The 13,902-nt window shown below is 70.5% G+C and carries 11 protein-coding genes; 10 read left to right on the plus strand and 1 reads right to left on the minus strand.

Annotated elements, in window-relative coordinates; all coding sequences use genetic code 11:
- Positions 1-69 precede the first annotated feature (69 nt).
- Together H7694_RS03770 and H7694_RS03775 are read left to right on the plus strand one after the other, a co-directional pair.
- The gene (locus H7694_RS03770) at positions 70-477 is read left to right on the plus strand and encodes a VOC family protein (protein WP_193598209.1); all 408 of its coding nucleotides are present in this window, start codon (positions 70-72) and stop codon (positions 475-477) included.
- Between the two features lie 64 nt (positions 478-541).
- Entirely contained in the window at positions 542-1,294 is a 753-nt protein-coding gene (locus tag H7694_RS03775) for an MBL fold metallo-hydrolase (RefSeq protein WP_227468272.1), read from the plus strand.
- A 165-nt stretch (positions 1,295-1,459) separates the two neighbouring features.
- On the opposite strand, the gene H7694_RS03780 is transcribed toward H7694_RS03775, so the two are convergent.
- Entirely contained in the window at positions 1,460-2,944 is a 1,485-nt protein-coding gene (locus H7694_RS03780; RefSeq protein ID WP_193598210.1) for an NCS2 family permease, read from the minus strand.
- Between the two features lie 91 nt (positions 2,945-3,035).
- Between H7694_RS03780 and H7694_RS03785 the strand changes: the two genes are divergently transcribed.
- From H7694_RS03785 to H7694_RS03820, 8 genes are all read left to right on the plus strand, one after another.
- The gene (locus H7694_RS03785) at positions 3,036-4,307 is read left to right on the plus strand and encodes a DUF6350 family protein (protein WP_193598211.1); all 1,272 of its coding nucleotides are present in this window, start codon (positions 3,036-3,038) and stop codon (positions 4,305-4,307) included.
- A 4-nt stretch (positions 4,308-4,311) separates the two neighbouring features.
- A complete protein-coding gene (gene purN / locus H7694_RS03790) occupies positions 4,312-4,887 on the plus strand; it encodes a phosphoribosylglycinamide formyltransferase (RefSeq protein WP_193598212.1) in 576 nt (191 codons plus the stop codon).
- Positions 4,888-4,948: 61 nt separating this feature from the next.
- Positions 4,949-6,556: a bifunctional phosphoribosylaminoimidazolecarboxamide formyltransferase/IMP cyclohydrolase gene (gene purH / locus H7694_RS03795; protein ID WP_193598213.1), complete on the plus strand. Its 1,608-nt coding sequence runs from the start codon at positions 4,949-4,951 to the stop codon at positions 6,554-6,556.
- Positions 6,557-6,727: 171 nt separating this feature from the next.
- Positions 6,728-8,233: a DNA-3-methyladenine glycosylase 2 family protein gene (locus tag H7694_RS03800; protein ID WP_193598214.1), complete on the plus strand. Its 1,506-nt coding sequence runs from the start codon at positions 6,728-6,730 to the stop codon at positions 8,231-8,233.
- Positions 8,230-8,724: a methylated-DNA--[protein]-cysteine S-methyltransferase gene (locus H7694_RS03805; RefSeq protein WP_193598215.1), complete on the plus strand. Its 495-nt coding sequence runs from the start codon at positions 8,230-8,232 to the stop codon at positions 8,722-8,724. Before H7694_RS03800 ends, H7694_RS03805 begins: the two co-directional genes overlap by 4 nt.
- A 356-nt stretch (positions 8,725-9,080) precedes the next feature.
- Positions 9,081-11,048: an ABC transporter ATP-binding protein gene (locus H7694_RS03810; protein WP_193598216.1), complete on the plus strand. Its 1,968-nt coding sequence runs from the start codon at positions 9,081-9,083 to the stop codon at positions 11,046-11,048.
- Positions 11,045-12,853, plus strand: coding sequence for an ABC transporter ATP-binding protein (locus H7694_RS03815; protein WP_193598217.1), 1,809 nt, complete (start codon positions 11,045-11,047; stop codon positions 12,851-12,853). Before H7694_RS03810 ends, H7694_RS03815 begins: the two co-directional genes overlap by 4 nt.
- A 75-nt stretch (positions 12,854-12,928) precedes the next feature.
- Positions 12,929-13,720 carry a hypothetical protein gene (locus H7694_RS03820; protein WP_227468273.1) on the plus strand — a complete coding sequence of 264 codons (792 nt, stop codon included), beginning with the start codon at positions 12,929-12,931 and terminating at the stop codon, positions 13,718-13,720.
- Positions 13,721-13,902 lie beyond the last annotated feature (182 nt).

The raw sequence follows: 13,902 nt of genomic DNA on the forward strand, positions 1-13,902 counted from the left end.
TCCTTTACGTGCGTTGTGTATGTATTCTAGCTGCACGGATACAAACACGTTGTATGTAAAGGAGAGCGCATGAAGATCACGAGCTTCTACCCGGTGGTGATGGTCGACGACGTCACCGAGGCCTCCCGGTTCTACCGGGAGGAACTGGCATTCGAGACGACCTTCGAAACCGGCTGGTACGTGAGCCTGCGCAACGACGGCGGCGAACTCGCCATCCTCGACCGCACGCACGAGACGATCCCCGAGGGTTTCGGCGAGCCCGTGCGTGGACTGCTGCTCAACATCGAGGTGACGGATGCCGCGGCCATGCACGCGCGGCTGGTGGGGGAGCGCCGCCTTCCGGAACGGCTGACGCTGCGCGACGAGGACTTCGGGCAGCGGCACTTCATCATCGAGGCGCCCGGCGGCGTGCTGGTCGATGTGATCGAGCCCATCGACCCGTCGCCGGAGTTCGCCGCCGCCTACGCCACGGCCTGAGCCGCAGCGATCGGATCCGCCGCAGGCAGTGCCCGAGGCGGCTGGCGGGGGCAGGATGGAGAGCATGACGGCACGGATGACATTCACGCTGGTGGGCGGCCCGACCGCCGTGATCGAGTACGCCGGGCTGCGCCTGCTCACCGATCCGACCTTCGATCCGCCGGGCAGCTACGAGGGCGGCGTCACGCTGCACAAGCTGACCGGCCCCGCCCTCGGCCCTGATGAGGTCGGCGGCATCGACGCGGTGCTGCTCTCGCATGATCAGCATCCGGACAATCTCGACGATGCCGGCCGCGAGTTCCTCTCGCGAGCCGGCGTCGTGCTCTCCACTCCCGATGCCGCGTCCAGGATCGACGGCGTCATCGGACTCGAGCCGTGGCAGAGTCACATGCTCGGCGAGGTCGAGATCACCGCGATGCCCGCGCTGCACGGCCCCGAGGGCGCCGAGGCCCTCTCGGGCATGGTCACAGGATTCCTGCTGCGCGCACTCGGTCATCCCGTCGTCTACATCTCCGGCGACAACGCCTCGGTCGCGCTGGTCGCCGAGATCGTCGTGCGGGTGGATGCCGTCGACGTCGCGGTGCTGTTCGCGGGCGCAGCGAATGTCGGCCGCTTCGGCGACAGCGACCTGACACTCAACGCCCGCACCGCGGTCGCCGCTGCGCGGGCGCTCGGCGAAGCCGTCATCATCCCTGCGCACGCCGACGGCTGGCATCACTTCTCGGAGACCCGTGAGCGGCTCGTGCGCGAATTCGGGTACGCCGGACTGGCGGAGCGGCTGCGTGTGCCCGTGCACGGCGAACCGCTGACGGTCTGACCGTCACGAATGAAGGACGATCGCAAGTCTGAAGGATGCTGCGGTGCGCAGCATCCTTCAGACCTGCAGGCATCCTTCAGAGTTGCGGGCGCGAGGGCGGCTGAGCCGCCGTACGCACGCAGAGGGGCCGGATGCCGCAGCATCCGACCCCTCTGCGAACCGGTCTCAGAGACCGGTGCCGAAGAGCATCTCGATCGGCCCGCGGGCGAAGAAGATGAGGAAGCCGGCGCCGACCACCCACAGCAGCGGGCTGATGCGCTTGGCCTGGCCCGAGAGCGCGTGGATGATGACCCAGCTCACGAAGCCCGCACCGATGCCGTTCGCGATCGAGTACGTCAGCGGCATGACGGTGACCGTCAGGAAGACCGGCAGCAGCACGCGGAAGTCCGCGAAGTCGATGTGCCGGATCTGCGCCATCATCATGGCACCCACGATGATGAGGGCGGCCGCGGCGATCTCGGTCGGGACGATCGAGGTCAGCGGGGTGAGGAACATCGCGATGAGGAACACCACACCGGTGACGATGTTCGCGAAGCCCGTGCGCGCGCCCTCGCCGATGCCGGCGCCCGACTCGATGAACACGGTGCTCGACGACGACGAGGTCGCACCACCGGCGATGGCGCCGACGCCCTCGACGATCAGCGCCGACTTGATGCGCGGGAAGTCGCCCTTCTCGTCAGCCAGGTCGGCCTCCTTCGCCAGGCCCGTCATGGTGCCCATGGCGTCGAAGAAGTTCGTGAACAGCAGTGTGAAGACGATCATCACCAGGGCGACCGCGCCGACCTTGCCGAAGTCGAACGCGAAGTCGACCTGGCCGACCAGGCTGAGATCGGGCAGGCTCACCGGCGAACCCTGCAGGGCGGGGACGGTCAGGCCCCAGCCGCCAGGGTTGACCACGTTGCCGGCGTCGTCGAACGTGCGAGGGCCGATCTTCCAGACGGCCTCCACGATCACGGCGACCACGGTGCCGGCGACCAGGCCGATGAGCATGCCGCCCTTCACGCGCAGCGCGACGAGGATGCCGGTGACGATCAGCGTGAGCACGAACAGCAGCGTCGGCACGGTGGCGACCGAGCCGTTGACGCCCAGGCCGACCGGCGGCGACGACGTGCCGGTCGCGGTCACGAACCCGGAGTTGACGAAGCCGATGAATGCGATGAACAGGCCGATGCCCACGGTGATCGCGATCTTGAGCTGGAACGGAACGGCGTCGAAGATCGCCTTCCGCAGCCCGGTGGCGGCCAGCAGCACGATCAGCGCACCGTTGATGATGACCAGCGCCATCGCCTCGGGCCAGGTCACCTGGCCGACGACGCTGAACGCGACGAACGCGTTGATGCCCAGACCCGCGGCGAAGCCGAAGGGCAGGCGGCTGACCAGACCGAACAGGATGGTCATCACACCCGCGGTCAGCGCGGTGGCAGCACCGACCGCGTTGAAGTCGAGCATGTTCCCGGCGACGTCGGGCTTGCCCGAGAGGATGATCGGGTTGAGGATCACGATGTAGGCCATCGTCACGAACGTGACGAGCCCACCGCGGATCTCGGCGCCGAAGCTCGATCCTCGCTTCGTGATCTCGAAGTAGCGGTCGAGTGCGTTGCGCGGCTCGGTTCCGGAGTCGGTGTCAGGGCGGGCAGGGGCAGTTGTCATCGGGACCTCCGCAGGAGAATCTATCGTGTCGCGGCCCGCCTCGCGTGGCTCGCCGGGCGGGCGTCGATGCGCGACGTAGGCTCGATCTGAAATGCAGCGTCTCGTCGTCGTCCTCCTCGCCGCCCTCGACGCCGCCATCGCGGCGGCCGTCGGGCTGGCCGTCGTGCTCGCGCCGCTCACCGTGCTGTGGGTGCTGGCGTTCGGCGTGAGCGCCGACTGGGGTGCGCTGTGGCCCGCCAGCGGCACACTCTGGCAGTTCGGGCACGGGGTGCCACTGCAGGTCGTGCTGCCCGACGAGCTGCTCGCGAACCTCGGCATCGCGAAGGAGGCGGCCACTTTCGCCGTCTCGGTGCCGCCGCTGGCCCTCCTGCTGTTCACGCTGCTGTTCGCCGTGCGCTCGGGTCGCCGTGCGGCCGTCGCCGGAGCCTGGATCACGGGCGTCGCCTCCGGCGCCGTGGCCTTCGCCGGAATCTCGGCCCTCGTCGGCCTCACCGCGCAGTCCGGTGTACTGCGGGTTCCGGTCGCAGCAGCCATAGCCCTGCCGGCATCCGTCTACCTCGTCGGCCTGCTGGCCGGGGCGGTGAAGCACGCCTGGTCGGACGGCGACGACAACGGCCCCATCGACCGGCTGCACGACGTCATCGACGGATGGGGTGACTGGGCGCCGGTCACGGCGGAGTCGCTGCGCGGTGCGGCGGTCGCCGTGGTCGCGCTGTTCGGCACCGCGGCCGTCGGGCTGGCGGCGATGACGTTCCTGCGCGGCGGCGAGGTGATCGCCCTGTTCGAAGCGGCACGTGTCGACGGCCTCGGAGCGACGATGCTCACCCTCGCGCACCTGCTCTACCTGCCGACCCTGCTCATCTGGACGGCGAGCTGGATCGCGGGCCCCGGGTTCGCGCTCGGTGCCGGCACCGCCGTGTCGCCCGCGGGCACCGAACTCGGCGTGGTCCCCGGCATCCCCGTGCTCGGGCTGGTGCCCGAGAACGCATCGATGTGGATGCTGGTGTGCGTGCTCGTGCCGATCGGATGCGGCGCGCTGGCCGGCTGGATGGTGCGCTCCCGGCTGGTCTGGGAGGGCACGGGGGAGCGGATCGCCGTGCGCGCGGTCATCGCGGGCGGCATCGCCGCGCTCTCGGCGGGCGTCGCCGCGCTCGCCGCGGTGCTGGCATCCGGATCCATCGGTCCTGGTCGCCTCGCCGAGACCGGTCCCGACGCCGGTCAGCTGGCGCTCGCCGTCGGCATCGAGGTGCTCATCGGCTGCGGCATCCTGCTGCTGGCGCCCCGCCACCGGGACGAGCTCGCCGAGGAGCGCACCGACCGCTGGCATGAAGAGATGTCGGCCCTCGGCACCCCGGTAGACTGACCGGGTGCTGACGCTCGCCGTTCTCATCTCAGGTACAGGCTCGAATCTCCGAGCGCTGCTCGAGGCCGCGAGCCACCCCGATTTCCCCGCCCGCGTGGTCGTGGTGGGCGCCGATCGGGATGCCGATGGCCTCGCGCACGCCGAGGAGTTCGGCGTGCCGACCTTCACGGTGCCGTACTCGGCGTTCCCGAGCCGTGAGACCTGGGGTGAGGAGCTCGCCGCCCAGCTGGACGTGTGGAGCCCTGACCTGATCGTGCTGAGCGGCCTCATGCGCCTGCTGCCCGCCGCGGTCGTCGCCCGCTACGCACCGCGCATCATCAACACCCACCCGGCGCACCTGCCGGAGTTCCCCGGCGCGCACGGTGTGCGCGACGCCCTCGCCGCCGGCGTCGAGCAGACCGGTGCCAGCGTCATCGTCGTCGACGACGGCGTCGACAGCGGGCCCGTCCTCGCACAGGAGCGCATCCCCGTGCTGCCAGGCGACACCGAGGCGGTGCTGCACGAGCGCATCAAGCCCGTCGAGCGCCGCCTGCTCATCGACGTCGTCCGGCGCATCGCCGACGGCGACCTCACGCTCTGAACATCCGCTCAGACCCTTCCCGATCCGAACCCCCTCCCCGCAAGAACGAAGGAGCATCATCATGGCCGGCCCTCGCCTCGATCCCTCGCTGTACCGTCACCGCGACCTGGTGCCGATCCGGCGCGCGCTGGTCTCGGTGAGCGACAAGACCGGCCTGCTCGAGCTGGCCGCCGCCCTCGCCGGCGCCGGCGTCGAGATCGTCTCCACCGGTTCGACCGCGCAGACCATTCGCGATGCCGGCCACGAGGTCACCGACGTGGCCACCGTCACGGGTGTCGCCGAGATGCTCGACGGGCGCGTGAAGACCCTGCACCCGAAGGTGCACGGCGGCCTGCTCGCCGACCTGCGCCTCGAGGACCACGAGCGTCAGCTGGCCGACCTCGGCATCGAGCCCTTCGAGCTCGTCGTCGTCAACCTGTACCCGTTCGTCGAGACCGTCGCCTCGGGTGCTGAGTCCGATGCGATCGTCGAGCAGATCGACATCGGCGGCCCGGCCATGGTGCGCGCAGCGGCGAAGAACCACGCCAACGTGGCGATCGTCGTCTCGCCCGAGTCGTACTCGTCGATCGTCGAGGCGCTCGACGCGGGTGGCACCACGCTCGTGCAGCGTCGCGAGCTCGCCGCGCGTGCGTTCTCGCACACCGCGACCTACGACACCGCCGTGGCGCAGTGGTTCGCCGAGGGCACCATGGCGGACGGCGTCGACCTGCCCGCGCACCTGACCATCAAGGCCGAGCGCCTGGCCACCCTGCGCTACGGCGAGAACTCGCACCAGCGCGCCGCCATCTACACCCGCGCCGGTGGCCACGGCATCGCCCAGGCCACGCAGCTGCAGGGCAAGGAGATGTCGTACAACAACTACGTCGATGCGGATGCCGCGCTGCGCGCCGCGTACGACATGGTGCTGCCGGCCGTCGCCATCATCAAGCACGCCAACCCGTGCGGCATCGCGACCACCGCGCCCAACGCGCTCGACCCGATCGCCAGCGCCCACCTGCGTGCGCACGAGTGCGACCCCGTATCGGCGTACGGCGGAGTGATCGCCGCCAACGGCACCGTCACCCTCAAGATGGCCGAGAACCTCAAGGACATCTTCACCGAGGTCATCGTCGCCCCCGACTTCGAGCCCGCCGCGCTCGAGGTGTTCAAGGCGAAGAAGAACCTGCGTCTGCTGAAGCTGCCCGAGGACTGGCAGCAAGAGCGCATGGACGTGCGCCTGGTGTCGGGCGGCCTGCTGCTGCAGGACGCCGACCGCTTCCCGGACGACATCGTCTCGGTCGCCAAGAACTGGGAGCTCGTCTCGGGCGAGCGCCCCGACGAGGCCGAGATGGAGAACCTCATCTTCGCCTGGAAGGCGTGCCGCGCCGTGAAGTCGAACGCCATCGTGCTCGCCAAGGGCAACGCGACCGTCGGCGTCGGCATGGGCCAGGTCAACCGCGTCGACTCGTGCCGCCTCGCGGTCGAGCGCGCCGGTGACCGGGCAGCCGGCTCGGTCGCGGCATCCGACGCATTCTTCCCGTTCGCCGACGGACCCCAGGTGCTCATCGACGCCGGCATCTCGGCGATCGTGCAGCCCGGCGGTTCGGTGCGCGACGGCGAGGTCGTCGATGCCGCCCGCAAGGCGGGCGTCACGATGTTCTTCACCGGAGAGCGTCACTTCTTCCACTGATCCCTCGCCTCCCTCAGGTCATCGCTTCGCGCTGCCCTGAGCCTCGGAGGCGTGGGGCCCTTCGCGGGTGGATCGCGTCGTTCGTCGGGCCTGTCCTGTGCACCACCAGGCGCAGACTGTCGTGTCCGATTTCCGCCAGCCGGCGGGTTGCGGACATGACAGCATGGACTCATGAGCCCCACCGCCCCGCACGAGGAGATGTACCGCGCCATCAGCGCGCGCGACACCCGTTTCGACGGGCAGTTCGTCACGGCGGTGCGCTCCACCGGCATCTACTGCCGCCCGAGCTGCCCCGCCCGCACGCCGAAGCCCGAGAACGTCACGTTCTATCCGACCAGCGCAGCCGCGCACGAGGCCGGCTACCGCGCATGCAAGCGGTGCCTGCCCGAGGCTGCGCCGGGGTCGCCGGCGTGGAACATCCGCGGGGACGCCGCGGCGCGGGCGATGCGGCTGATCGCCTCGGGTGTCGTCGAGCGCGAGGGCGTGCCCGGTCTGGCACGTCGTCTCGGATACTCACCCCGGCACCTGAACCGACTGCTGACCACCGAGCTCGGCGCCGGCCCGCTGGCCCTGGCACGCGCGCACCGGGCGCACACCGCCCGGATGCTGCTCGTCGGCACCTGCATGCCCATCTCTGACGTCGCATTCTCCGCCGGATTCTCGAGCATCCGGCAGTGCAACGACACCATCCGTGAGGTGTTCGGGATGACGCCGGGTGAGCTGCGCGCGCGCCGTCGCGGCGCCGTCGCCGATGTGCAGGGTGAGATCGACCTGCTGCTGCCGCACCGTGCGCCGATCGACACGGCCGGGCTGTTCGCGTGGATGGCCGCACGCGCCCTGCCGGGCGTCGAGACCGCGACGGCGACATCCTTCGCCCGCCACCTGCAGATGCCGGGCGGCCCCGCGCACCTCGAGATCCGCCGGACCCCCGAGGGCCAGCTGCGGCTGCGCGCCCGGGTGACCCGCCTGGGCGATCTCGCACCGCTGGTCGCCACCGCACGCCGGCTGTTCGATCTGGACGCAGATCCGGATGCCGTCGACGACGCGCTCTCCGCCCACGACGAGCTCGCCCCTCTCATCGCCGCGCTGCCCGGCATCCGCGTTCCCGGTGCCGCCGATCCGCATGAGATGCTCATCCGCGCGATGGTCGGGCAGCAGATCACCGTGGCGGCTGCACGGACCGCGCTGACCGCGCTCGCCGATCAGCTGGGGGAGCGCACCCCGGACGGCGGGCTGCTGTTCCCGACCATGGCGGCCATCGCCGAGCACGGCGCCGAGGTGCTGCGCGGCCCCGCCGCCCGCATCCGTGCCATCACCGGGGCCGCCGCGGCGCTCGCCGACGGATCCCTGCCGCTCACCGTCGGCGACGACGGCGCCGAGCAGCGCGCGCGCCTGCTGGCCATGCCCGGCATCGGCCCGTGGACCGCCGACTACGTGCGCATGCGCGTACTCGGCGACCCCGACGTACTGCTGCCCGGCGACGTCGCCATGCGCGCGGGCGCCGCAGCATCCGGACTGCCGGGCGACCCGGCATCCCTCACCGCCTGGGCCGAGCGCATCGCCCCCTGGCGCAGCTACCTGACCGCACACCTCTGGCACGCGGCACCGGTGCGCACCCCGCGCCGCCGCGCTGCGACGACCTCGCCTGTCCTGGCCACCTCGAAGGAGTCCTCATGACCGCTCTCATCCAGACCATCGACACCCCCGACGGCGCGCTCACGATCCTCGCCGACGACGAGCGGCGCGTCCTCGCGTCGGGGTGGACCGACGACCAGGCCGCCATCCTCGCGCGCGTGCACCCGTCGCTGCGGCCCGACGCCGTGGCCGAGGGAGTGACGGATGCCGCCGACGCCGCGCTGGCCTACTACGGAGGCAACCTCGCCGCGATCGACGGCGTCGCCGTGCGCCAGCACGGCACCGAGCTTCAGCGCGCCGGCTGGGCGGCGCTGCGCCGGATCACACCCGGCACGCCGCTCACCTACAGCGAGTTCGCCGTCGAGCTGGGCAGCCCGCAGGCGGTGCGTGCCGCGGCATCCATCTGCGCGCGCAACGCGCCCGCGCTGTTCGTCCCCTGCCACCGCGTGCTGCGCGCCGACGGATCGCTCGGCGGCTTCGCCTGGGGCCTGCCCGTCAAGCGCAGCCTGCTCGCCCGCGAGTCATCCGCCTGACCGCCGAAACCCCTCGTGGCTGCCCACACCCCTCGTGAATCACGTGATTCACGAGGGGTCTGGGCGCTCATGAGGGGTTTCGGCGGAAGGGCGGAAAGGGATTTCCTCTTGCACCCGGTGCGTCGACGGGCATAGGCTCGAAGGCTGTCGCGCCGACCGGCCCGACGAAGCCGAACCCTGGGGGGACACCATGGCCACGACGACTGTCACGACGTTCATCGCCCCCGGTTCGCGCGCACCGCGTCTGCGCGACTGATCGACACGGCGGCACGCGCATCGCGCCCCGCCCTCGCTTCCACCGGACCTCTCGCGTCCGCCCCTGTCTTCGTCATCCGATCGCCACGCATCTGAGAGTCATGTCTGTCAACTCCGCCTCGTCGTCTCTGTCCACCGTCGCCGCACTCTGGCGCCTGAAGCCCTTCGTCCGGCCGATCGTCGGCCGGCTCATCGGCGGTGCGCTCAGTGCGCTCGCCGCCGCCGTCATCGCCCTGATGATCCCGATCGTGCTCGAGCAGATCGTCAGCGGCCCGCTGCAGTCCGGCGTCATCGGGCTCATCGCCGCCGGCGCCTTCGGCGTGCTCGCCCTCGCCCTCGGCGAGGCGGTCATGGTGTGGCTGCGCCGCTGGTTCGTGCTCACCCCGGCGACCGAGGTCGAGTTCCAGATGCGCGCCGAGCTGTACGCGCGGCTGCAGAACCTGCCGGTGGCCTTCCATGACCGCTGGCAGTCCGGCCAGCTGCTCAGCCGCATGATGCAGGACATCGGCCTGATCCGGCGCTGGCTCGCGTTCGGCCTCATCCTGCTGGTCGTCAACATCCTCACGATCGCCATCGGCGCGGTGCTGCTGTTCCGCTGGCACTGGCTGCTGGGCGTGATCTTCCTCGTCACCGGCGTGCCCATGTGGATTCAGGGCTACCTGTTCGAGAAGCGCTACGGCACGCTCGCCCGCCGCAGCCAGGACCAGGCCGGCGACCTCGCCACGAGCGTGGAGGAGAGCGTGCACGGCATCCGCGTGCTGAAGGCCTTCGGCCGCGGCAAGCACGCGCTCAGCCGCTTCAGCCGCCAGGCCGAGACGCTGCGCGAGACCGAACTGAGCAAGGCCCGAGCGGTCGGTGAGATCTGGTTCTGGCTCGACCTCATGCCGCAGATCGCCTTCGGCCTGAGCCTGATCACCGGCATCTGGCTGATCGCCGACGGCGCCATCGACGTGCCGCAGCTGTTCGCGTTCTTCGCCATGGCGACCGTGCTGCGCTGGCCGATCGAGTCGATCGGATTCCTGTTCTCGTTCATGCTCGACGCGCGCACCGCCACCGACCGCGTCTTCGACATCTACCAGGAGACCAACACCATCACCGATCCGGCCGAGCCGGTCACGATCGCCGAGCCTCGCGGAGAGCTCGCCTTCGAAGGCGCGCACTTCCGGTACCAGGATGCCGGTGCATCCGAGCGTGATCTGCTGGACGGCATCGACCTCGTGCTGCGGCCGGGGGAGACCATGGCGCTGGTCGGCCTGACCGGATCGGGCAAGACGACGCTGACCACGCTCCCCGCGCGGCTCTACGACGTCACCGGCGGGCGCGTCACGCTCGACGGCGTCGACATCCGCGACCTGCAGCTGTCGGAGCTGCGACGTCACGTGGCGATGGCGTTCGAGGACGCCACTCTGTTCTCGGCGTCCGTGCGTGAGAACGTGCTGCTCGGCCGCGCCGACCTCGACCTGCACAGCGAGGAGGCCGACCGTGTGCTGCGCGAGGCTCTCGACGTCGCGCAGGCCGGCTTCGCCGACAGTCTGCCCGACGGACTCGAGACGATCATCGGCGAGGAGGGGCTGAGCCTCTCCGGCGGTCAGCGGCAGCGCCTCGCGCTCGCGCGCGCCGTCGCCGCCGCGCCCAAGGTGCTCGTGCTCGACGACCCCCTCTCGGCGCTGGACGTCGACACCGAGGCGCTCGTCGAGGAGGCGCTGCGTCACGTGCTCGCCGAGACGACCGCGCTCATCGTCGCGCACCGTCCGTCGACGGTCGCACTCGCCGACCGCGTCGCCCTGCTGGAGGCGGGCCGCATCACCGCGGTCGGCACGCACTCCGACCTGCTGCGCACCAGCTCGCACTACCGGCACGTGATCTCGAGTCTCGAGGCCGAGCAGGCCGCGCGCACGGGAACGATCCCGATCATCACGGATGCCATGGCCGAGGCGCACGCCGCTGAGACGGCGGCAAACGCCGCCGAGACGACGGCATCCGCACCGACGGCATCCGCCGAGACCGGGACGGAGGCGGTCGCCGACGATGTCGAAGACCGCGCGAACGAGGAGGAGGTGCAGGCATGACCATCACCGGCACCCAGGGCGAGGATCGCTCGAACTACACCAAGGAGGAGAGCCGCGCGATCCGCCGGCGCTCACTGCGCCTGCTGGGCTCGTTGATCCAGCCGCTGCGCATGCGCATCGTGATCGCCGCGCTCGTGCTGATCGTCTCGACCGCACTGCAGGTCGCGGGCCCCATCCTGATCGGCATCGCGCTGGATGACGCCCTGCCCCGCCTGCTGCAGACCCAGGACTGGATGCCCGCCATCCTCGTCACCGGGGTGTACCTGCTGGCCGGCATCCTCGGCTCGGCGCTGATCGGCCTGTACGTCGTGCTCGCGGCCCGCATCACCCAGGCGGTGCTGCTGGATCTGCGCAAGCGGATCTTCCTGCACACCCAGCGGCTGAGCCTCGAGTTCCACGAGTCGTACACCTCGGGACGCATCATCTCGCGGCAGACCAGCGACCTCGACTCGATCCGCGAACTGCTCGACGGCGGTCTGAACAACCTCGTCTCCGGCGTACTGTTCGGCCTGTTCACCTTCATCGCGCTCGTGATCGCCGACTGGCAGTCCGGTGTCATCCTCGCCCTCGCGGGCGTGCCGCTCGTGCTGCTGATGCGCTGGTTCTACCGCCGCTCGCAGCTGGTCTACCGCGAGTCGCGGGTGATCAGCGCGAAGGTGATCGTGCAGTTCGTCGAGACGATGACCGGCATCCGCGCCGTGAAGTCGTTCCGCAAGGAGCCGCGCAACGACGCCTCGTTCCGCAAGGTCGCCGGCGACTACCGCGACATCAACCGCCGCTCGATGGTGCTGTTCGGCACGTTCGAGCCCGGCCTGATGTCGGTCGCCGCGCTCACCCTGGCGGCCGTCGTGCTGTGGGGCGGCATCCGCGTCTCCGACGGCGCCCTCGGCGTCGGCGTGCTGCTGGCGACCGTGCTGTACGTGCGCAACTTCTTCGCGCCGATGCAGGAGATCGCGATGTTCCTGAACTCGTACCAGTCCGCCACGGCGGCGCTGGAGAAGGTCTCGGGAGTGCTCGACGAGGTGCCGACCGTGCCCGACCCCGACAAGCCCGTCGACCTATGGGAGGCGCGCGGGGCCATCCGCTTCGACGATGTGACCTTCGGGTACAACGGTGACAAGACGATCCTGCCGAACTTCTCGCTCGACATCCCCGCCGGGCAGACCATCGCACTGGTAGGCACGACAGGTGCGGGCAAGTCGACGCTCGCCAAGCTCGTGTCGCGGTTCTACGACCCGACCGAGGGTGCGGTCACGCTCGACGGCGTCGATCTGCGGATGATGCATCCTAAGGATCTGCGCCGCGCGATCGTCATGGTGACGCAGGAGGCGTACCTGTTCAGCGGCACGGTCGCCGACAACATCGCGCTCGGCAAGCCCGACGCGACGCTCGACGAGATCCGTGCGGCTGCGCGGGCGGTCGGGGCCGACGGCTTCATCTCGTCGCTGCCCGACGGCTACAACACCGACGTCAACAAGCGCGGCGGACGCGTGTCGGCCGGTCAGCGTCAGCTGATCTCGTTCGCGCGGGCGTTCCTCGCCGATCCGGCCGTGCTGATCCTCGACGAGGCGACCGCCTCGCTCGACATCCCGTCCGAGCGGCTCATCCAGGACGCGCTGCAGACGCTGCTGGCCGACCGCACCGCGATCATCATCGCGCACCGCCTGTCGACGGTCGCGATCGCCGACCGGGTGCTGGTGATGGAGCACGGCCGCATCATCGAGGACGACGCCCCCGACGCGCTCATCAGCGGCACGGGCAAGTTCGCCCAGCTGCACGCCGCCTGGCAGGAGACCCTCGTCTGAGGGGCCCGGGCAGATGATCTCCAGCCCGTCCGTCTGCACCTCCGGTGCGGGCGGACGGGCTGTTAGGTTGAGGGAGTGGATCCGACCTGGGTTGCGGCGGCGACGGAGATGTGGTGGATCGCCCCGGCCGCAGCCGGCGCGGGTGCGGTCGGCTTCGCGACGTTGCGGAGGGTGCAGACGGTGAACGGCAAGCGGCTGGGGTACGACGCGGCGCGGCTCGAGCTGCGCCAGGCGCGGCTGGATGCCAAGAGCGCGGCCGACGCCCTGCGCGTCGCGCGCGCCGAGGCGGCACGGCTGGCTGCCGAGCGGGCAGCATCCCGGACGGATGCCTCGGTCGTGGCATCCGCTCGCCGCGCCCTGCGCGAGCTGCAGCTGGCAGAGAAGGCGGCGATGGCGCGAGTGCGCGCCGCCCGGGCGCTCGTCGTGTCGGAGCGCACTGCGCTCACCTCGGCGACCGTGCTTCCGCTCGAACGGATGCGGCACCGCCATGAGGTCGTGCTCGGCCGGTGGATGCGGTACGAGACCGATCCCGCGCTGCTGCTCGCCTACCCCGCGATGAGCGACGCGCGGATGCCGGCGACGGCCGTGTTCCTCGCCGCGGTCGAGCGCGCCAGAGACCTGCGGCCCGCGGATGCCGCGCGCGTCACCGCCGCCGACTTCGCGCCCTACCGACGCGCGGTCGAAGAGCTCGAGCGCGCCTTCGACATCGCGGAGCGCTCGGCGCGCGGGGAACGGGTCGACGCCGATCCGCTGCCGGATGCGCTGTGGGATGCCGCGCGCTCGGTCGTCGACCGATCGACCGAGGCGCTCGGACGCGTCACCGACGCGCTCTCGGCCTGGACCACCCGCCGCAACCGGGACAGGTGAGGCATATATCGCTGAGTCTGTGGATGGGTTGCTGAGCCTGCGGATGGGTTGCTGAGCCTGTCGAAGCATCCAGCTCAATGGGACGGCCCTTCGACAGGCTCAGGGACCCAGCAAGGTATGGGTTGCTGAGCCTGTCGAAGCATCCCCACGCCCCACTCCGGTCGTCGCTTCGCGCCGTCCGG

Origin of the sequence: Microbacterium sp. YJN-G (assembly GCF_015040615.1) — a bacterium.
Lineage (GTDB): Bacteria > Actinomycetota > Actinomycetes > Actinomycetales > Microbacteriaceae > Microbacterium.